At 66.8% G+C, this 18,153-nt stretch carries 21 protein-coding genes and 1 pseudogene; 4 read left to right on the top strand and 18 right to left on the bottom strand.

From position 1 onward, the window contains the following. Positions 1 to 28 precede the first annotated feature (28 nt). The 14 genes from J7I98_RS16840 to J7I98_RS16775 form a co-directional block, all read right to left on the bottom strand. Positions 29 to 1,177, bottom strand: a complete 1,149-nt coding sequence (locus tag J7I98_RS16840) for a site-specific integrase (protein ID WP_214921526.1) — start codon at positions 1,175 to 1,177, stop codon at positions 29 to 31. A gap of 32 nt (positions 1,178 to 1,209) precedes the next feature. Then, complete coding sequence (locus J7I98_RS16835) at positions 1,210 to 1,413, bottom strand: excisionase family DNA-binding protein (RefSeq protein ID WP_214921525.1); 204 nt, start codon at positions 1,411 to 1,413, stop codon at positions 1,210 to 1,212. Next, the gene (locus tag J7I98_RS16830) at positions 1,406 to 2,569 is read right to left on the bottom strand and encodes an AAA family ATPase (RefSeq protein WP_214921524.1); all 1,164 of its coding nucleotides are present in this window, start codon (positions 2,567 to 2,569) and stop codon (positions 1,406 to 1,408) included. The genes J7I98_RS16835 and J7I98_RS16830 overlap by 8 nt, the downstream gene beginning before the upstream one ends. Further along, a complete protein-coding gene (locus tag J7I98_RS16825) occupies positions 2,566 to 3,450 on the bottom strand; it encodes a bifunctional DNA primase/polymerase (protein ID WP_214921523.1) in 885 nt (294 codons plus the stop codon). The genes J7I98_RS16830 and J7I98_RS16825 overlap by 4 nt, the downstream gene beginning before the upstream one ends. 91 nt (positions 3,451 to 3,541) lie before the next feature. Further along, positions 3,542 to 4,006, bottom strand: coding sequence for a hypothetical protein (locus tag J7I98_RS16820; RefSeq protein ID WP_214921522.1), 465 nt, complete (start codon positions 4,004 to 4,006; stop codon positions 3,542 to 3,544). A gap of 3 nt (positions 4,007 to 4,009) precedes the next feature. Then, entirely contained in the window at positions 4,010 to 4,618 is a 609-nt protein-coding gene (locus J7I98_RS16815) for a hypothetical protein (protein WP_214921521.1), read from the bottom strand. A gap of 10 nt (positions 4,619 to 4,628) precedes the next feature. Further along, complete coding sequence (locus J7I98_RS16810) at positions 4,629 to 4,817, bottom strand: hypothetical protein (RefSeq protein ID WP_214921520.1); 189 nt, start codon at positions 4,815 to 4,817, stop codon at positions 4,629 to 4,631. Between the two features lie 164 nt (positions 4,818 to 4,981). Further along, positions 4,982 to 5,233, bottom strand: coding sequence for a hypothetical protein (locus J7I98_RS16805; protein WP_214921519.1), 252 nt, complete (start codon positions 5,231 to 5,233; stop codon positions 4,982 to 4,984). Positions 5,234 to 5,374: 141 nt separating this feature from the next. Next, positions 5,375 to 7,639 carry a cell division protein FtsK gene (locus J7I98_RS16800; RefSeq protein WP_214921518.1) on the bottom strand — a complete coding sequence of 755 codons (2,265 nt, stop codon included), beginning with the start codon at positions 7,637 to 7,639 and terminating at the stop codon, positions 5,375 to 5,377. 95 nt (positions 7,640 to 7,734) lie between these two features. Beyond that, entirely contained in the window at positions 7,735 to 8,121 is a 387-nt protein-coding gene (locus J7I98_RS16795) for an RRQRL motif-containing zinc-binding protein (protein WP_214921517.1), read from the bottom strand. Continuing rightward, on the bottom strand, positions 8,121 to 8,774 hold the full coding sequence (locus tag J7I98_RS16790) for a GGDEF domain-containing protein (RefSeq protein ID WP_214921516.1): 654 nt from the start codon (positions 8,772 to 8,774) through the stop codon (positions 8,121 to 8,123). Before J7I98_RS16790 ends, J7I98_RS16795 begins: the two co-directional genes overlap by 1 nt. Then, entirely contained in the window at positions 8,771 to 9,784 is a 1,014-nt protein-coding gene (locus tag J7I98_RS16785; RefSeq protein ID WP_214921515.1) for a DUF2637 domain-containing protein, read from the bottom strand. The genes J7I98_RS16790 and J7I98_RS16785 overlap by 4 nt, the downstream gene beginning before the upstream one ends. Next, positions 9,781 to 10,083, bottom strand: a complete 303-nt coding sequence (locus J7I98_RS16780) for a DUF6303 family protein (RefSeq protein WP_251020740.1) — start codon at positions 10,081 to 10,083, stop codon at positions 9,781 to 9,783. The genes J7I98_RS16785 and J7I98_RS16780 overlap by 4 nt, the downstream gene beginning before the upstream one ends. A gap of 23 nt (positions 10,084 to 10,106) precedes the next feature. Further along, on the bottom strand, positions 10,107 to 10,400 hold the full coding sequence (locus J7I98_RS16775; RefSeq protein WP_214921513.1) for a hypothetical protein: 294 nt from the start codon (positions 10,398 to 10,400) through the stop codon (positions 10,107 to 10,109). 252 nt (positions 10,401 to 10,652) lie between these two features. Here J7I98_RS16775 and J7I98_RS16770 point away from each other — a divergent pair, with 252 nt between their 5' ends. From J7I98_RS16770 to J7I98_RS16755, 4 genes are all read left to right on the top strand, one after another. After that, a complete protein-coding gene (locus J7I98_RS16770; protein ID WP_214921512.1) occupies positions 10,653 to 11,003 on the top strand; it encodes a winged helix-turn-helix domain-containing protein in 351 nt (116 codons plus the stop codon). A gap of 249 nt (positions 11,004 to 11,252) precedes the next feature. After that, the gene (locus J7I98_RS16765) at positions 11,253 to 12,263 is read left to right on the top strand and encodes an AAA family ATPase (RefSeq protein ID WP_214921511.1); all 1,011 of its coding nucleotides are present in this window, start codon (positions 11,253 to 11,255) and stop codon (positions 12,261 to 12,263) included. Positions 12,264 to 12,400: 137 nt separating this feature from the next. After that, positions 12,401 to 12,847, top strand: coding sequence for a guanylate kinase (locus tag J7I98_RS16760; protein WP_251020739.1), 447 nt, complete (start codon positions 12,401 to 12,403; stop codon positions 12,845 to 12,847). Beyond that, complete coding sequence (locus J7I98_RS16755; RefSeq protein WP_214921509.1) at positions 12,844 to 13,686, top strand: NAD(P)-dependent oxidoreductase; 843 nt, start codon at positions 12,844 to 12,846, stop codon at positions 13,684 to 13,686. The genes J7I98_RS16760 and J7I98_RS16755 overlap by 4 nt, the downstream gene beginning before the upstream one ends. On the opposite strand, the gene J7I98_RS16750 is transcribed toward J7I98_RS16755, so the two are convergent. The 4 genes and pseudogenes from J7I98_RS16750 to J7I98_RS16740 all read right to left on the bottom strand — a co-directional run. Next, the gene (locus tag J7I98_RS16750; RefSeq protein ID WP_214921508.1) at positions 13,665 to 14,345 is read right to left on the bottom strand and encodes an HAD family hydrolase; all 681 of its coding nucleotides are present in this window, start codon (positions 14,343 to 14,345) and stop codon (positions 13,665 to 13,667) included. The two genes, J7I98_RS16755 and J7I98_RS16750, sit on opposite strands and share 22 nt — an antisense overlap. Before the next feature lie 290 nt (positions 14,346 to 14,635). Beyond that, positions 14,636 to 14,767 carry a hypothetical protein gene (locus J7I98_RS42235; protein ID WP_285438042.1) on the bottom strand — a complete coding sequence of 44 codons (132 nt, stop codon included), beginning with the start codon at positions 14,765 to 14,767 and terminating at the stop codon, positions 14,636 to 14,638. Between the two features lie 303 nt (positions 14,768 to 15,070). Beyond that, positions 15,071 to 16,252: a hypothetical protein gene (locus J7I98_RS16745; RefSeq protein WP_214921507.1), complete on the bottom strand. Its 1,182-nt coding sequence runs from the start codon at positions 16,250 to 16,252 to the stop codon at positions 15,071 to 15,073. A 370-nt stretch (positions 16,253 to 16,622) separates the two neighbouring features. Then, a pseudogene (locus tag J7I98_RS16740) lies at positions 16,623 to 17,711 on the bottom strand (transposase); the annotation flags it as partial. Between the last annotated feature and the right edge of the window lie 442 nt (positions 17,712 to 18,153).

The raw sequence follows: 18,153 nt of genomic DNA, 5'->3' as shown, positions 1-18,153 counted from the left end.
CCTGGGCCATTGTGTTGTCTAGACCGATTCAGGCGTCGCGCACCACCTGTGCACCACCTGCCCCCTCTTCGGGCTGGTCAGAGGTCTCCTTCCGGGCGGCGCGGACCATCTTGTCCAGCCCGCTCGCGACCTCTTTCTGACGCTCTCGGTCCGAGTGCTGATAGATGAGCGCCGCCCTTTCGGACGACTGTCCGGCCCGAACCATCGTGTCCTTGAGCGTGGCGCCGGACCGCGTCGACAGAGTGTGCCCGGTGTGACGAAGATCGTAGAACCGGAAGCCGTCCGGCACTCCCACCTTCGCGCGAGCCTTCCGCCACTTCCGACCGAACGAAGTGCGTCGGAAGGGTGCGCCCTTCTCGCCCACGAAGAGGAGACCGTCCGGACCCTTCTCCGCGTACCAGTCGAGGTGCCGGCGCAGGTCCGTGTGCAGGAAGTCCGGCAGGACGATGTACCGCTTGCCCGCCTCCGACTTCGTGTTGCCCTCAGCACGCTTTCCGGTGTTCAGCTCCGGGGCGGCCTTCCTGACCCGAATCGTCATGGAGTCCAAATCCACGTCCTTGCGCCTCAATTCGGCTTGCTCCTCCGGGCGCATCGGGCCGTACGCCCCGAGGTAGACCATCAGGCGCCAACGGATGCCGACCGCTTTGGCAAGGGCGTCCACCTGCTCCACAGTGGCGATCTCGCGCTCCGCCGCAGACTCCTTCCCTGCACCCCTGATCCGGCATGGATTCCGGCGGATCAGTTCGTCGTCGGCCGCGGTCTCCAGGATGGCTTTCAGCAGCCGGTACGACTTGGCCACCGTGGTGGAGCCCGTGGTGGCGAGTCGCTCGGCTCTCCACTCACGCACCCGCGGCGGGGTGATCTGATCCAGGTCGTACGACTCGAAAGCCGGGAGGATGTGGAGCCGCAGCAGGCGCCTGTACAGCTCATCCGTGGTCGGCATGACCCCACGCTCATCCACCCACTTCAAGGCGTACACCTTGAAGTTGACGGCGCCGGCGTCCGGGTCGCGCCAGTGCCCACGGGTGAGATCCGCCTCGACCTGCGAGAGCCAGACTTCCGCGTCGGCCTGGGTCTCGAACGTCTCTGGGGCTCGCCTCCGCTGGCCAGCCAGATCCAGATAGGAAGCCGTCCAGCGACCAGAGCGGTACCGGCGTACCGCTCCGAACCGCCGCATGTTCTTACCTGGCTTTGGTCCCCGCTTGGACACTAGGCGGCCCTCCTGCGCCGCGTCTGACTGAGCGCGGGGACGGTACGCGCTGCCAGGTACTCAGCCACGACGCTCTCTGGAATGAGGACGCGGCGCTTGTCCTTGACGAAGGTGATGCGTCGTTCGGCAATGAGGCGTCGTACGTAGCGTTCTCCCCCGAGGAATACCGCTGCTTCGGGGACGGACAAATGACGTTCAAGCAAGGCGCTCGCCTCCGATTGCAGGTGCGGAGTCGGACAGGTGGGACAGCTCCCACTTCTGCTGTCCGGGTAGTTCTTGCAGGTCAGATGGGTCAACCGGACAGTCGGACAGCTGGGACACCTCCGGTACCCCCTGTGTCCGGGTCTCGGTGTCCGGGTAGTACCGGCCGCCTCCGTCCTTGGTGAGCTGTCCGTCCGCGGCCATGCGGGAGCAGGTACGGCGAACGGTGTCCGCGTCGGTCTGTGGGAGGGCGTCCGCGATGTCCTTGGGCTTGGCCCCAGGATTGGCGCGAACGTGCCGCAGGATCGCGGCGCGAGTGTCGCCAACGGTGTGGTCGGACACGGGCCCGTCCAACAAGTGCCAGGCTCCGGAGGCGGCTTGGAACGACAGCGCGTACTCGGCTTCGTCCACGTCGCGCCCGGTCACGTGCAGGATGCCGTCAGCCTGGCCGCGGGCTCGCTTGAGTACGAGGGTGGCGTCGGCGGCGCCTGCGATGCCGTTGGTTCCGGAGACTTCGGCCAGGAAGTCCTCGGAGGCCATCTTGCGGACGTGGTGGACCAGGACGACAGCGATGCCGTAGTGGTCCGCGAGCCGCTTCGCGTAACCGACCGCGACGTAGTCCGCGTCGTACGCCGATGCCCCCTGCGGGGAGGCGCCGCGCATCTTGGCGAACACGTCGATGACGACCATGCGGGCATCGGGATTGCGGTCCAGCCACCCGGCGATGGCCTCAACCCCGCCCTGGGGGAAGGGCGGACATTCGGTCACCAGCGTCAGACCGGCTGGCGCGCGCTCGCCTCCCAGCAGCTTGCCCATACGGGTCTGAAGACGGCGCGGGGTGTCCTCCAGCGCGAGGTAGAGGACCGGCCCGCCCTTGACCGGCACGGAGTCGAACGCCTGCCCACCGGCCGCGACCGCCAGGGCCAGCCCCAGGGAAAGCCAGGACTTGCCAACCTTGGGCGGTCCCGCGAGCAGGCTGACGCCTTCCGCGAGGATGCCGGGCACGGCCCACTTCGGCTCGGGGAACTGGGCGTCCATGAGCTGATCGGCGGTCCATGAGGTCCGGGGCCGTTCCCGCTTCGGCGGCGCCACGGCCGCGGCCGGTGCGTCGCTGGGGACGGAGTACAGGTGCAGCGGAGGGATCGGGTTGGCGCTCATGCTGCGACCGTCCTGGGACGCTTGGCCCCGGCCTTCAGGCCAGAGGCGATCGTGCGCAGTGCCTCACGGACGGGCTGTCCGACCTGAAGCCCGGCGGCAGTGAGCCACGCGGTCACCTCGGACTCGCTCAGCTCTCCCCCAGCGACGAGCTGGCCCAGGGCGACAGAAGCGAGGTAGAGCGCGTTGTTGTGCTGGTCCTCGCCCGAGGACGTGACGCGCTCCAACTCCCCGTTGACAGCGGCGCGGAGCCACTTGCCGCGCCGATCGGAGGCGAGCGCCACGGTCACTGGCTTCTGCGGGGGCAGCGGCGCCGGTCGCAGCAGCTCCGTCAGCCACTCCGGCAAAAGCGCCGGCGCATCGTCGCGGATGACCTCGTACGACCGGCCGCCGACGATGCTGCCCGCCGCAACCACGTACCCGCCGACGGCTCGGGTGTCGACCTTCCACCCGTGCTTGCCGATGGTGTTGCGTACCTCGCTGCCGTCCGGTGCGGTGAAGTACAGATGCGTTCCGCCCGCACGGGTACGCACGGTGTACGTCTGGTTCGGAAGCGGCTCGCCGTGACGCTCGCAGATCAGCGCCAATACATCCATGCCATCGGTGATGCCGGGCAGCGCCCATTCCCCGACCGGGGTGTCGTCCGCGTCCTTGGGGGTGTCCAAGTCGATGACGACCAGACCGGACGGGCCGGTGGCAATGCCGATGTTGTACGGCGCATGAGCCCAGCACCGGGCGATGCGTTCGGGGTCGGTGGTGGCCCGCTCCTGCCAGTCGCGGATGGCGGGCGGCTTGTCACCGGGGATCAGCGGGAAGACATGCCAGCCGCGGGCGGCGGCATCCTGCGCGGCCTGGTGGAGCGCGCGGCGTTCAAGTTGAGGCATTCTGGAGGTCTCCTGTTCTGTCTTCGGACGGGTCAGGGAGAACCGCGGCGGCGGGCGACCTTTGCTGGGGAGTCCCGCCGCCGCGGCGTTGCTACTGGTTCTTGGCCCACCGGGCGTACTGCTGGCGGATGTAGTGGCGCGGCTCGCAGATGACCGGGGCGTCGTCCGTGTCCATGAGTCGCTGGGCAGCCTTGACGGCCACCTCGGTCGCGTCGCCGTGGATACCGGCGTCTTCGTCGGCGAGGGCGATGCGGTCTAGGACGGCGGCCTTGCGGAGCCAGAACTCCCGCCCGATCTCCTGGCCGAACGGCTTGTCGGTGGCAGCGCGGGCGGTCCATCCGATCTCGCTGATGATGCTCGGGGCTGTGGCGTACGCCTCTTCGGGCGTCGGCCAGATCTGCGAGTGCGGCCAGTGGTCGGCGGTGATGTACAGGCGGACCATGTCGGTGAAGCGTGAGGGGTAGCGCCGCACGGTGCCGGTGTGGAACTTGCCGTTCAACTCGGTGGTGATGCGCTCAGCATCAGCCGGTTCGCAGACAACACGGATCTCGAACATGTCTCAGATCTCCTTGGTGATCTCGACGGCGGGGAGTTCGGGCAGTCCGGCGCGGGTGAGTGCGGCGGGGTCGAAGCCGGGCAGGGCGGCGCGGGCAATGAGGGCGCTGGCGAGCTGTTCGGCGTAGGCGGCGCCGGTGCGGGCGACCTCGATCTGTGCCCCGGCGCGCAGGGCTTCGACGCGTTCGATGTGGCCGTGTTCCTCGCGCCGGACGGTGGTCTGCCGGTTGTAGGCCACGGCGTCTCGGCGGTCGGTGCGCCAGTAGCGGGCCGCGATGCCGTACGCGGTGGCGGTGACCAGCACCCAGAGCAGCAGCGGCAGCGGCAGGCCATCCGCGTATCCGGCGACGCCTGCGAGGGCGAGCCCTCCGGAGGCGGCGAAGGCGGTTCCGGCGGTGACGGGGTCACCGGCGCGACCGGCCGACGCGAAAGCGCCAGCCGTTGCGGCTCCGGCCGCGAGCACGACCATCAACGCGGCGTTGCCCACGGAGTGTTCGGCGCCGTTGGCGTTCCAGATCCTGCCGAGGATCAGCACGGTGGACGTGGCGAGCGCCGGGGCTGCTTTGGGCGCGGCGATCGCGACCCAGTGGCGGGCGACGAGGGGTTCGTTCATGACCAGCCTCCTAGAGGTTGCTGATGGCGTCGACAACGGCGGTGGTGAGTTCGTTCATCGGCTCGGAGGCGCCGGTGGAGGCGAGGTAGAAGCCGAACATCATGGCGACGAACGCGGAGCCGTAGCCGAGGGACTTGGAGCGGAGCAGAAAGAACAGGACGAGTCCGAACAGGGCGACGAGGGAGACGGTGATGGCCACGGTGGAATCTCGCTTTCGGGTGGCGAGGAAGGCTGGTTAAGATCCGCAGGTCCCCAGGTGCTCGCAAGCTTGGGGATTTGACCGGCGACCGCGCCCACCTAGCTCCTGCTCGGAGTGGGGTCCGTCTTATGACGGGCGGTCGCCGGTCGTTTCTGTTTGCGGGGTCAGCGGGTGCCGTCGCGGTGGATGCGCATCGCGACGTTGAACAGGTGGCGGCCGACGCGTATGCGCTTGCGGTCGCCCCGGCAGCGGCGGCAGGTCTTGCCAGGCTTGAGTCGCCCCCGACGGTCTTTCTTGAGCGCGTAGCCGAAGCCCTTGCACTTGCGGCAGTTGCCGAACGGGCTGGCCACACACAAGGACGCGTAACAGAACGTGACGAGCAGGAAGAGCGTGATAGCGAGCAGGGCAGGGGGCATGAAGGGCCTCCACAGGCGGGTTTCAGGGGTTTCCGCAGGTGGGCCGCTATGCGCTAGCGACCTGATCAGGGCCCAGATGGGCCGCTATCGGGGCTGCTATCGATAGCGGGCGAGCGTGCTATCGATAGCAGCCCCGGACGGTCAGCTCGCGTCCCGATTTCGATTACGCTCCGCTACCACGGTGGTGATGTCGTCGCGCTTGATTCCGCGCTTGTTGACGAACTTGCCGCCGATGCGGCGCCCCACCTGCCCGGCGGCAATGCCGTAGGGCTTCAGCGCTGCGGTCAGGTGCGCGGTCTGTTCCTCACCGCTCATGCGGGCCCAGTCGCCGTAGCGCTCGGGCCGCAGCTCCGCGAGACGTTCGACGACCGTCTCGTTCCACACCTTCGCTTCATCGGCGGGGATGACCGCGAGGATGTCTGCCAGCAGGGTGTCTGCGACCTTCTCTTTCTTCGGAGCGTCCGGGTTGGGCAGGGTGCCGGCCGCCGCGCGGGCGGCCTTGGCCTGCTGGCAGATCACTTCGGCGTTGGCGTTGTCGATGTAGTAGGAGCGGACGATCTGCGGGTTCGGGCCCGCACCCACCAGGTAGCCGATGCCCAGATCTTCGGCGGTGAACGAGGTAGCGCGGATACCGTTCCTGTACATCGAGGTACCGAGCACCATGTCGTTCTCAGGCTGGCCCATGACCTGGAGACAGAACCGGATGCCGACGTTGGCGCTGATCGCCTTGGGCAGCGAGTCGGCGTCCGGGCGCTGGGTGCCCAGCAGCAGGATCACGCCCAGGGCGCGGCCCCGCTTGATGATGGCGGTGGCCAGTTCGGCGGCCTTCTTGCCGAACTTCTCGTGCGTGAACACTTCCTGGCACTCGTCGATGGACATCACCAGCGGGTGCAGGCCCAGCGACTTCTTCTTGGCCAGAGCGGGGGTGACCTTGTTCTCCGGACAGATGTCCTTGGGCAACCCGTTGATGACCCTGGCGCGGCGGTCGAGTTCGCCGTAGACGTACGTCAGCGCGTCCACGCAGCCTTCGACCGTGGCGTCATCGCCGGGGCCGGAGCCGTAGGAGTGGGAGATGGGGGCGAAGGCGGAGAAGTCTCCGGTGCCCTTGAACTCCCAGGTGTGCAGCTCAGCGGTCGGGTCCATCGCCGCAGCCAGCAGCAGGATGCGCAGCGCGAACGTCTTGCCACGACCCGGCATGGCGCCGGTTAGGAAGTTCGCGTACATCAGGTCGAAACCCACCTGCCGACCGCGCGGATCGGTGCCGTACGGAACGGGCTTGAACAGCGAGCTGGTCCCTGCCTTCAGCAGCGGCCACGACGGCTGCGGCGCCCGGGCCATGTCCTGATCACCGACCCACAGCATCACGCGCCCCGGGTGCTCCCCGGGAACGGGCTCGGGCCACACACAGCCCAGCGACTTGCGCAGGCCCGACGCGAGGCGTTCGCGGCGGTCGAGCACGTCGGAGACCGTCACGCCGTACGGGAGATCGAGGTCGGCGCGCCAGCCTTTGCCGTCGCGCTGGATCGGGGCCTTGAACTCGATGCCGGGCTTGCCCTTGGCCGCCTGCTTGTTGATCTCCGCGATACCGAGGGCGGCGAACGCCCGGGCCACGATGTCGGACGTCAGGCGCTGCACCTGCGGCAGGTCCACAGCGCGGGTGATGACCGGCGCATCCTCGGGCCGGCCCGCGTGCCCGAGGGCGAGCAGCAGAGCGCCGACCGACACCATCTGAAGCCAGCCCGGGGCCAAAACGTACAGAGCCAAGGCCGCACCCAAGCCGATGAGCGACGCGAGCGCCACCACCAAGGTGCGCAGCCTCACCCGACCGTCGCGCTGGCGGGAGAGCTTGAGGTACTCGGCTGCGTCCTCGCGCCGGACGGCGGCGAGTCGGACCGGTTCGCCCTCGCGGTCGGCGACCCAGCGCATCGTGCCGCCGACGAATTTCGCGGCCCCGAGCGGCGACAGCAGCGCGAGGCGCGCGACGTACACCGGGGAGCGCAGGGCGTGGTATCCGGCCTTGTGGCCGTAGTGCCCGGCCGCCCAGCCGGTGGCGGACTTGAGTTCCGTCGTGGACTTCAGCCACATCGGCACGACCGGGCGGCGCTTGGCGCCCTTGAGCCGGTCCATGAATCCGGGACCCGCCGGGGCCGGACCATCGACCATCACCGCACCCGACCCGCCACCAAACCGGGTCCGCTCCGTGGTGCCCGACCCGTCACCCGTACCGTGCGGGGTCGGGTCGGCCGACCCGGTGCCCGACTCGGCTCCGGTGGAGTCGGCCGACTCGGTGCGGGCCGACCGCGCCTTGTCGAGGTCGACTACATCGGCGCCCAAGTCGGGTGCTGGTGTGGTGGCCATGTCGGCTTCGAGTCGGTTGAACAGTTCGTTTTCGTCGTCGTGATTCACTGACAGTCCTTCCCGGACAACTGGGGTTGGAAGGGGTCCGGACGGCGCTTTGGACGGCCTACCGTCCGGGCCCCATTTGGCGGTTGCTGTGCAGTTCAGGCGGCGCGCTGTTCTTCGGGGTAGGCGCAGGTCACGCACATGCCGAGGGAGATCGGGATGCAGTAACCGGCGTCCGTGCAGCAGGACGGGCAGGTGCGGCGGGCGGCCATCGCCTTGTCGAGCGCGGCCCGCTTAGCCGGGGTCATCGGCCGCACGGGCTTCGCGAGGTCGATGCGGTAGAGGTAGGCGACCGCCACCCCGCCGCGGCGCCGACGGGAGCGGCGCATCACCTGGGCGGTGACCGGCTGACCGCCGGGCCGTAAGCCCCGGATGCGAAGCTGACGGCGGGTCGCATAGCCGCTCGGGGCGAACCTCCAAGGGAAGGTCGGTATCCCGTACTTCGCCCCACTGGGGTCGTAGCACTTGCCGAACGTCGGAGACATCAGGCCGCCACTCCCCTCGCGGGAGCGTCGTCGGTGCGAGAGCCGCGGCGGCCCGAGCGGCGACCCTTGACCGTGGCGAAGAGCTTGCCGAGCCCAGCCCGGCGGACACCCGCCCGGCCCTGCTTGGCCGCATACATCGCTTCATCGGCTCGCCGCAGCAGCCCGGACAGGTCCTCTCCGGGGTGGTCTGCGGCACGGACCCAGCCGAGCGACACCGTGGTGTGCACCGCCGGGTCCAGTCCGTCCGCAGAGCGGGCGAGCACGCCGTGAAGGACGGCGAGGAGGTCGGCGGCGGTGCCGTGGTCGTCGATGACGACTGCGGCGAACTCATCGCCTCCGAGCCGTCCGGAGACGCCGGCCTTGCCGACGTAGTGAGCCAGCCGGTCCGCGGTCGCCTTCAGCAGCGCGTCGCCTGCGGCGTGGCCGTGGGTGTCGTTGATCTGCTTGAAGCGGTCGACGTCAGCCAGAACCACCACCGCCCGCGGGTCCTTCAGGAGAACCGTGGCGCGGCGGGTGAAGCCGTCCCGTGTCCGTAAGCCGGTCAGCGGGTCACGGCGTGCGACGTGCAGCCGACGGCGGAGCCACAGCGTGTGCGCCGACCATCCGGCCGCCATCGGAGCCGCAGTGGCGATGGCCGCTACGAGGGTGCTCATGCCGCCGCCCCCTCGGCCTCGTCGCTGTCGGCAGCGTCGATGGAGCGCAGGCGTCGGCCCTCGGAACGCTCGGTCAGCAGCGCATCCCGCAGCAGCCGGGAGTTCGCTGCCGAGCAGTGCAGCGCGGTCCGGATTGCCTCAGCGTTGATCGCGTCATCGGTCCAGTCGGCAGTGACCTCGCGGGCCTGGGCCAGCAGTTCGGCCGTCGTGCGCGGTGCCTTCGCGGCCTTCGCCTTGGAGCGAGCCGGGCGCTTGCGCGACGTCCGCTCCTTCGGCTCCGCCGTCTTCGGCGGCTCCGGGGCGTCCGGCTCCGGCTCGGGCTCCGGCTCGGGCTCCTCCACGGCGTCCCCGGGAGCGAGTTCACCGAGCCGAAGTAGTACGCGCTCGCGGCGTGGGGTCTTCGATCGCCACCGCCGGCCGTAGGTCTCGCGCAGGTCGGCGCGGGCGAGCTGTCGTTCCTTCTCCCTGGCGAGCGCGTCGGCGTAGGAGGTGATCTCCCACAGCGTCATCCGCCGCCACAGCGAGAACGTGGAGGGGAAGGCCAGCAGCCACCGCGAGGCGCGGATCTTGTCCATCCGCCGTCCGGTTACGGCCCCGATCCGTACGGCGTAGATGTGGGCGCCGATCTCGGAGAACACCACCCACAGCAGCGGCATTGTGCCGTGCGCGACCTTCGCCCACACCCCATGGCCAGCGGCGACGTTCAGACCGCAGGTGATCAAGGTGAGAACCCAGGGCACGAACCGCACCCACGCCAGGCCCATGTCCATTCGGATCAGCAGCAGGTTGGCCACGGTGAATACCGGGATGGCCACGTCGATACCGACCGGCAGCATCCACGGCTCACCGAACCCCCACCGCAGCGCAGCAGCAGACACGGCATCGAAAGACGAAATCAACCCCAGCGCACCGACACCTGCCGCCGCGATCGCGCCGGTACCGGCGAGGCCCATCTCCGGGCGGGTCAGCGGCGGAACCGCCGGCCGCTCCGGCATGGTCGTGGTCGTCATCGCGAACCACCGTCCAGCCGCTCGATTCGAGTGGCCGCAGCGATCAGCGTCACCTTCACCGGGTGCGGGTGGTACTCCGGACCGGTGTCCTCGGACCACTCCCACGCAGTGCCCTCAACGAGCACGAAGGCGAGCGAGGCCAGCGCCTCCGCCCGCTCCTCCACCGTCGGGACCTCCGGCGAGGTCGGCCAGGTGAAGACCGGCCACTCACTCACTAATCCGGTGATGACCACGAAGAGCTGCCAGCACGGTCCGGCGGTCCGCTCCGGCACCGTCGTCCCGCAGCAGCGCACACTCATTTGCGCACGCAGCACCTTCCCGCTCATGCCGCCGCGCCCTTCCGGGAGCGCGTCCGGCGAACCGCCGGCCGCACCAGCGGGATGACGTTGAACAGCTCTGGGGCGAACGCCTCGATCGCCTCGGCCGCGACCTGGCTGACCCGGTCGGGAAGATCAGGGTTGTCGGCGAGGATGTCGCGGGCCGCCGCGAGGCGGGCCGCCCGCTCCATCTCGCTCTCGCCCTCAACCCCGAGCCACAGCTCAATCGGAGTCCCAAGTGCGAGTTCGACGAAGTCAGTGTCACTGACGACCTGATGGCCGCCGATGTAAGTACGCATGGTGCTCTCCTGAAATCGAATGGGCAGGGAGAAGCCGGGCGGCGGGCGACCTTGCTGGGGAGTCCCGCCGCCGCGGCAGGGTCTTGCGGGAGCGAGATTCCGGAAGGAACCTTGCCCTCAGCTCTGCCTCAGAGTGCTCTCTGAGGCAGAGCTGAGTCAACCCCCTCGCGGAACAAGCGCGGGGGGACGCTGGTTCTCTCTCTGTCGCTTGGGCACTATGAGGCAGAGACCGAGAAGAGACTTGGGGTACAGATGGTCGAGTGGACCGGCAAGCCCGCCTACCAGCAGGTGGCCGATGGACTCCGGCGAAGGATCGCTGCCGGCGAGTTCGCCGAGACTGGCAAGCTGCCCTCGTTGGCGCAGCTCCAGGAGACGTACGGCGCCACGGCCACCGTGGCGCGTGACGCCATCCGCCAGCTCAAGGCCGACGGCCTTGCGGTGAGCCACCAGGGCAAGGGCGCGTTCCTGACTCCGGACTCCGCAGATGTCGCGAAGCTCGCCGACCCCGAGGGAGTCGTGGCGGAGCTGAAAGACGAAGTCGCGAAGCTTCGGAGCGAGGTACGGGAACTTCAGCACCGCGTAGCCGAGTTGGAAGCCAACTGAGGCTCTACAGGGGCAGGGCTGGGTTTGCTGACGCCGGATTGTCCCGGCCTTGCTGTGACGCATGAGCACCTCCTCGAAGGGGCGTGGTGCTAGTCCACCGTCACGGCGAGAAAACCGGTATCACGTTCCGTTACCTGACTAAGTCTCAGCAGATTTACACATCCGCTTATACATGCGCTATCACGAATTTCCATTGGCCTACTCAGGCCGCTACAGTCGCGGCTCCGAGTAGCTATCTAGGAGGGGCAGATGGCTCGGAAGCACCCGGATTGGAAACCTGAACTCCTGCGCGTGCAGCGGGAAAAGGTCGGGCTGACCCTGGAAGACACCGGGGAGAAGTTGCGCGAGATCGCGGAACGGCATGGCTTCAATATCGCTGCGAACTTCCAGACGATCTGGGGCCACGAGAACGGCAGGGTGTATCCCGGCCCGCATTACCGCCGGGCCTACTGCCGCCTCTACCGCCGCAACGAAGCACAACTAGGCTTCCGCCGAGCACTGCCCGGAGAGGATGCCCAAGTGGAATCCGCCCCCGCGGCCATGGACCGAAGTCTTCCCGACCAGTCGGAAGCTGTACGGCAAGCTCTGAGCAGCATCCGCGCAGGTACAAACGACGTAGACGGAGACGCTCTGCGTGATCGCGTCGTTGACGCATGGCGTCGTCGGACATCAGGCGGGAACGTCGAGGGGCCTTCCGTCGTACTGGTCGGCGGGTTCGCCGGGTCGGGCAAGTCCGAGTTCGCCAAGTTCCTGGGGGGCCTGACTGGCTGGCCCATCCTCGACAAGGACTCGCTCACGCGCCCGTTGGTGGATCAGCTCTTGGTCGCACTCGGAGGCGAGGCGCACGACAGGAGCTCAGCGCTCTACCGCGAAAAGGTCCGCCCGTTCGAATACCGGTGCCTTATGGAAGCGGCATGGGACAACGTAGATTGCGGGACCTCCACAATCCTCGACGCTCCATTCATCTCCGAATTCTCTCAAGCCGAATGGATGCAGCGCTTCCATAATCGGTGCCGTTCAAAGCGCGTCTCGGTCGCGACGATATGGGTCGAGTGCGATCCGGAGTCGATGCGCGAGTACATCGAATTCCGTGGCGCTGCCCGTGATGCTTACAAGATGGATGCATGGGATGAGTACCTCTCCACGCTAAATCTGGAGCTACGCCCCCAGGGTCCTCACTTTGTCGTAGACAACCGGCTCGGCGCTGCCGTGGCCATGGTCGATGAGGCGAAGGACGTACTGAGTGGAGGGGACCTGTGACGCCTTCTGGCGTGATCCTGTACGGGCCTCCCGGCTCCGGAAAAGACACGGTAACCTCGGAACTGGCGCGTCTCCGCCCAGAGTTCATCCTTTTCGAACGGCTCAAGGCTGGGCCGGGTCGGACTACTGGATACCGGATGACCACCACTGAGCACATCGAAGAACTCTCGCGGGCGGGAGAGCTTCTGTACCGCAATGCTAGGTACGACGCTGAGTACGCCATCGACCGGCACGGGGTCTCCGGCATTGTGGAGAGAGGCCAGATTCCCGTACTTCACATGGGCCAGGTTGCTGGCGCGAGTGCTGTCGGAAACTTCCCGATTCGGTGGGTGAAGGTACTCCTCTGGTGCCCTCAGGACGTCACAGAGGAGCGCTGCAAGGGGCGCGGAGACAGGGACGTAGACGCGCGGATCAAGGTCTGGCACGAGACGCGGCAGGACCTCTTGAACCATGCGGGCGAACCGTGGACTCTCGTCATCGATACGCAGCATCTCTCCCCCGCGAAGGCAGCCCAGGCCATCAACGAAGCCGTCACGACGGGAGCGGATGCGAAGGTACGCGAGATCCGAAAGCTGGTCGCATGACGACACTCGGCATCCTGCACCCGGGCAGCATGGGTGCAGCCGTCGCCGCTCAAGCCAAGCGCACAGGGGCAACGGTCCTTTGGTGCCCAGAAGGACGCAGCGGGGCGAGCAAGAAAAGAGCACGGCGGTACGGCCTGGCGGCAGCGACCGACCTTTCAGAGATGTCTCAGCGGTGCGAAGTCATCCTCAGCCTCTGCCCGCCGGCCAACGCGGAGGAGGTTGCGGCAGCCGTTGCTGCGGAATCCTTCTCAGGGGTCTACGTCGATGGGAACGCGATCTCACCTGCGCGCATGGCGCGAATCAGCGCCATCATGCTGCCAACCGGTGCGGCCGTGGTGGACGGCTCAGTCATCGGTTCTCCACCCTCGGAATCGAAGACCCCGCGGCTGTACTTGTCCGGCCCAGAAAGTGCTCTGGTTGCGGTCGCCCACCTCTTCGAAGATACGGCCGTAGAGCCTCACCTGCTGGCGGGAGGAATCGGTAAGGCATCCGCGCTCAAGCTGGCCTACAGCAGCTACCAGAAGACCAGTCGAGCACTCGCAGCCATCGCCTACGCCCTCGCCAGCGATCACGGGTTGCAAGACGAACTCCTCGACATCGCAACGGGCCGTACGACCAGTTACCTCGCTGAGACCGCGTATATCCCCAAGGTGGCTGCGCGGGCGTGGCGGTGGGCTCCCGAGATGCGAGAGGTTGCGGACGCACTCGATGAGGCAAGCCTGCCGACCGAACTAGCGGAAGCCGCAGCCTCAGTCATGGAACGGTGGGTGGACTCCAGAGATGAGCCGCTCGAATTGAGCGAGGCGCTCGCACAGCTTCACAAGCTGCCACAGGACTGAGGCTCAGAATACGTGCCCCATTCCGTGAGCGAACCGATCGCGGCTGAGGCATCCTCCGCCATCAGGTCGGGGCTGCGGACATCTGCTGGCCACTGCCGTCCAGCCGCAATCCATACCGTCCGCAGCCCCGCAGAGCGGCCACCCTCGATATCAGTCTCGACGTTGTCCCCCACCATCCACCCGCCCTCGGCGAGAGTGGCGCCGCAGCGGGCGGCGGCGGCTTGGAAGAGCGCCACGGACGGCTTCCTCACTCCCACTTCCTCGGAGACGCACACACCATCGACCAGGGCGGACAACCCCGCGTTTTCCACCTTCGCCCGTTGGATGTCCGTGGCCCCGTTCGTGATGACCCCGAGCGTCCAGCCTGCCGCCCGCATCCTGCGGAGGTCGCTGTGCAGCCCCGCGCGACAGCGCGCCCGGGCCGCCATGCCCGCAACGTACTCGCTCCATAGGGAGTCAACCGAGTCAGCGAGACCCAGACAGTCCCTGAGCCGCTCGAAGTCCGCGGGATACGCCCTCTCACGGAGTGCGTCACCAATTAGGCGTTCCGCGTGAGGAAGCAGCGCGCGAGTCACGCTGAAGTCGCGGGCCCATTCCTCCAAGCCGCATTGCCGGTCAATCAGGGTGTTGTCGAGGTCGAAGAGAGCGAGCAGCTGCACCCGGCGCACGATACGCGAAGGCAGCAGGACGCCTACGAGACGTGTCCTGGCCACAGCTTGGGTTCGTGGGGGGGGTGCCTTGAGTTGTGTCGGCTACGAGGGTCGACCAGTTGCTGCCTGAAGGCACGGGCCCGGACGGCTGGTGACCTCGGATGACGACTGCCACGAGATGTGTCCCACCTGTCCGACTGTCCGGTTAGGCCCGTGACCTGCGTAAACGTCCCGGACAGGTCAAAGCGAAGCTGTCCGGGCTGTCCGGTACAAGCGGCTGTAACACTCATACATGAGTGTTACAGCCGGTCGGCTTGCCGACCCTTGAAGGTCGCAGGCGCGGCATGCCCTTCCGGGCAGCCGGTCACATGATCGTCGGCGAGCGCCTTGTCGAGCTGGTCCAGGACGGCCACGATGTCGTCGACCTTCACCCCGAGTGTGTTAGGGCCGGTCCGGGACGCGCAGAGCCGCCTTCCACTCTGCTCGCCCCGGACCGGGCCACAGGCCACGCCAGTGCTGCCGCCGTGCGCCGTGGTTGACGTCAGCTGTGGATGTCAGGCTGCCCCTCGATGTGCTCAACGATTGCAGGAATGGCGGATTCCTGCATTCCACGCATTACCTGCAGAAGGTAACCGGTGTCGTCACCCGGCAGCCTCCGGCCTGGGTGGTGACGGCGGTCCAGACCCGCAGGTCAGGGCGCGTGGTGCGGGCGCTGACCTGCAGGGGTTCGAGGACTACTCGCCCAGTGCTCGGTCCTTCGCTCCGGCGGGGGCGGGCGGGGCGGACTCCTTGGAGGGAGGCCAGGAGGACACTGCCTGGATGGCCTTGTTCACCGTCTCCCAACGGGTGATCTCCGCCGTCTGGCCGGAGGGCTCGACGCGACTGAGTACGTACTCGTCGGCGCGGACCCATGTGGTTCCCGCGAATCCCTTGCCGGCAGGATAAATCACCTTGGTTGTCTCGGTCTTGGACGATTCCGTCTTGGTGGAGGAGGACTCGCTGACATGCAACTCGTACTTCAGTGTTGTGCTGATTGAGGCGGAGACACCCTTGAACGCACATCCGAGGTCGAGCTTGACCTCGATTCCAGTGGTGGACTCGACCTTCTTGGTGTTCTCCGACACTACTCCGTACTTGAGGTCCACGTTCTTCTCGAACTGTTTCGGACTGTCATACGCCTCATAGTTGAAGCGCTTCCAGTAGCCGAATCGCTCAATCGCGTAGTAAGGCGTGGCGCCGGCCCGACGGTAGAAGGCCGTCTGTTCATAGTCCCTCGAACCGTCATGGAACTCGTCGATCATCAGGAACGGAACCAGCGTCCGGGAGATCAGCTCCTTCTTAGTATCTCCTGGATCGTTTCGGCTCGTCATCTTGGGGGTCGGAGTCAGTACGTCGTTGTCGCGTCGATACGGCTGCACGTACGGGACGTCATGCGCTTCCTCCAGATACCACCAGTAGAGCTTGTCTTCAGGCGCTGCCTGAAAATACTGACCGAGCCCCGCCCATCCCTTGTTTCCCTCCGTATTGCCCGGATCGTATGAATCAGGAGCCATCAGCCCCCCGGACAGGACATTCGCGATGTGGAAGCACCCGTCACCCACTGGGCGCATGAACCAGCTTTGCTGGTTCATGTACGTGGCGTTGTAGTACCACACCGGCGTGCCGACCACTTTATGGTCAACGGCGCGGGTGTACGGAGAGAGGATCTCCCCTCCGGTGGCATTGACGATCATCTTCTTGTTGGCGTCGAGCCCGAAAATATGCCACGCCTGCCGCGGATTGTCGGACTTGCTCCACATAGCCGCCTGTGCTCGCTCCCGCTTGCCGATCTCCCATTGCTGCGGGGTGATGTACTGACCAGTGTGATAATTCTTGATCCGGTAGGTCTTTCCGGGGCGAACCTGGAAATCAGACATCGTACCACTCTCCGGTCCTACGAGAACTCTTACGGTTTTCGTACGCAGGCGCGCGAGGAATATTTCACCGGCAGGCTGAAAATAATTCGCTGCGCGAAATCGGTGGGCGCGTCACCCCTGGAGGCTCAGCACAGCCGGATCGGCCGGATGCACGACAGACGTTAACGAAGAAACCTGGGACATCAAATGGATGTGCCCCGTGTGGGCTAGCGGACAAGGATGAGACGCCCACGACGCATGTTGCGTCGGGGCAGGATTGCAGAATTCTTTCATCACGCGTGGGGCGAGCGAGGAATCCTTTCTTTGAAAATCGCAGTCGGAGCCTCTTCGGGTGAACTTCGTGAAGGGTGATTTCAGCACCCAATCGGCGGAACTGAGCGGAGCCTCCGTCGGTGAACGGTGTGTCGGTGAGGAAGACCTGGTGTCGCAGGCCCTCGTCCTGGTCGAACAGGGACAGTTGGGCGCCGGGGTGCGGTCGCTCGCGGCGCACGATGATGCGGGTGCCTTCCGGATAGTCGGCAAGGTCGACCGTGCCGGTCAGCTCGGCGACCGCGGCGCCGACACGCAGCGTCCCGTCCTGGTCCAGGGCGTGATGCCAGACCTGTTCGGGCAGGGCCCGGATCGCGCGGCGGACCGGCTCGATGACCGCGTATCCGACCCAGAAGAAGGTGTGGATTCCTCGTGTCCGAACGTCTCGGACGTGGGCGAGGAAGGCTTTCGCGGATCCGGCGCTGTCGGCGCGGACCAGGATGTCCGTGCCGTGCCGATGGGCGTCGGGGATCTGCGCGAGAGCGTTGTCCAGTACCGAGATGTGATCCGCGGCGGTGTTGGCGCCGGCGTGCCCGGGCCGGAGCCGCCCGGACATGCCCTCGCCGGTGTTGGCCAGGAAACACACCAGAGGGTGGAAGCCGAAGCCACCCTTGTAGGTGGGTGCGGCCTGGTCCTTCTCGGAATGGCAGGTGATCAGGGTCGCGTCGATGTCCAGGACCAGGCCGGGCAGTTCCCGTCCGCCGGCCTTGACCGCCGGTATGCCGGAGCGGGTTTCGGCGGCCTGCAGCCATGCCACTTCCCGTGCCTGAGCGCGGGCCGACCGAAGACGGTCCAGTACGCCTTCGTCGACGTCGGCCAGCAGCCGCCAGGCCGTCGGTGTCGAGGCGACCTGACCGAACACCTCGCCCTGGTCCCGCAGCACGGCCAGATCCGTGATGGCCTCGCCGCCGTCAGCGAGCATCACCGCGAGGTCGGTGGCGAGCCGGCCCGGGTCGTGGCCAGTACCGCGTGGCCGAAGTGGTCCCAACGCGATGGAGTACGCGCTGGTCAGCCCAGTGGCATCGGCGAGATCAGCCAGCAGCCGTGCCCCGGCGTGACCAACCACCCCCGCGCCGTCAGCGGAGACATAGACCCTGGGACGCGAACCGATACCCTGCACGCAGAAAGTGTCTTCCGCTTGGACCGACAGAACCCCTCGATAAGGTTCATCGTCCCAGCTCAGAAGGCACTTTCGCGTTACCGCACAGAACCCAGCCCCACACCAAAATGAAACGGCGAGGCTAACTGCTGGCCCGAGACCGATCCCCGCGCGTCACAGCCGGTCGGCTTGCCGACCCTCGGTAGTCGCAGGCGCCTCCGGCGCCTTCCTCATTGCAGGCACCGCACCACTCCGCACCACCTCCGCACCACCTAAGGCGGATACCTGCGGTCAACAGCGGTGAGAACCCGCAGCGTTCCTGACGCACGCTGGTCATCGTCGGTGCAGGTCAGGGCACAATGCCGCAACATCCTTCTCAGGATTCCCAAGCTCAGAGCGCGAGTTCGATTCTCGTCACCCGCTCCAAAGAAAAGGCCCAGGCCAGGGACATGATCCCCGACCTGGGCCATTGTGTTGTCTAGACCTGTTAATG

Source organism: Streptomyces sp. ISL-98, from assembly GCF_018614055.1.
Classification (GTDB): domain Bacteria; phylum Actinomycetota; class Actinomycetes; order Streptomycetales; family Streptomycetaceae; genus Streptomyces; species Streptomyces spiramyceticus.
Note: the sequence above shows the minus strand (reverse complement) of the source record. Positions and strands in the feature narration are given on the sequence as shown.